The sequence below is a fragment of the Enterobacter cloacae complex sp. P6RS genome, from assembly GCF_014982245.1.
Classification (GTDB): Bacteria; Pseudomonadota; Gammaproteobacteria; order Enterobacterales; family Enterobacteriaceae; genus Enterobacter; species Enterobacter bugandensis.
Genome location: NZ_JADCLB010000048.1, coordinates 1 through 1,145, shown reverse-complemented (window position 1 = coordinate 1,145; position 1,145 = coordinate 1). Strand labels below are relative to the sequence as shown.

Genomic DNA, 1,145 nt, shown 5'->3' with positions numbered 1-1,145 from the left:
TCCAATGTGGGTAGCCTCGGCGATTATCTTTATGCTATTTCTTGTTCATAATAAGTTTTGTCTATACTTTGATAAGTACAGTCGACTCTTTATGATCTATTTTTTGCTGACATTTAGCATCTCGCTTATCCAGTGTTTCTGGTTCTATATTACTGAAGGAACTATACTAAATTCGTACGGAGTGTCTGTTCTCAGTAAGCATATCTTTGCTTCTTCTTATTATTTTTTCTATTTCTTGACTATTTATTGTGCAGGTTATGCAATACGCGCTGTAAGCAGAAAATTTCTGAACAAAGCGGTTATTTTAATCGCGTTTTTTATGACATTGATTATTGCTATAGAATTTGTTGCGCCTGATGTACTTGCACCGTTTCACCTTAGCATGGAAGGCTATGGCGTTGGATTGCGGCAACGCTTGCTCTCGCCCGAACCGTCAATAGCCGCTTTTACGTTTAATATCTTTTTGTTATTGGCGATTACCCTCAGCAACGTTAATCTGGTCAGACTTATTCTTTGGGGGGCGCTGCTAGCGGGTAACATGTTGATTGGCTCTAAGTCCTCACTAGTGTTGATCATGTTTGGCGGGCTGCTGGTATTCTATTTCAACATGACATTGATTCAGAAACTAAAATCACTGTTTGCACTTATCCCGGTTGCAGGAATAGTCATTTATATTGTTATGCATACGGTACTTCCTGCGTTGATGGTTGATATTGAAAATTTCACCAGCGTTAGCACACGCCTGATCACCTCGCTATGGGCCGTTTGTAGTTTATTCTACTATCCGCTTGGTGAGGGGTATGGAACCTATACCGCCTGGTTCGTTCATCCGCTTGAGGCAGCTATAAGAATAGGCAATAGTCTTACACCGTTTTCGCTTAACCTGTCCGAAATCAATGATATGATCGATACTGGTAACTATCTTTCTGCAAAATCAGGTATTCTCTTTTCAGTTATTCATAGCGGTTTTATGGCTGTTATTTTCTACTTTATTGTTTTTCGAAATGCTTTTCGGGACGTTCGGCAGACCAATGCAGGTTACTACCAAAAAATATTGTTGCGTATAACACTTTGGTACTCACTGCTGTCAATTCTGTTTGCTGTTAATATAGAAGTGTTATATACGTTTCTGTTGCCTTTTATAG

1 pseudogene is annotated in these 1,145 nt (G+C 39.4%); it reads left to right on the top strand.

The window, feature by feature from the left end:
- Positions 1-319 precede the first annotated feature (319 nt).
- A pseudogene (locus INF73_RS21740) lies at positions 320-1,145 on the top strand (hypothetical protein); the annotation flags it as partial.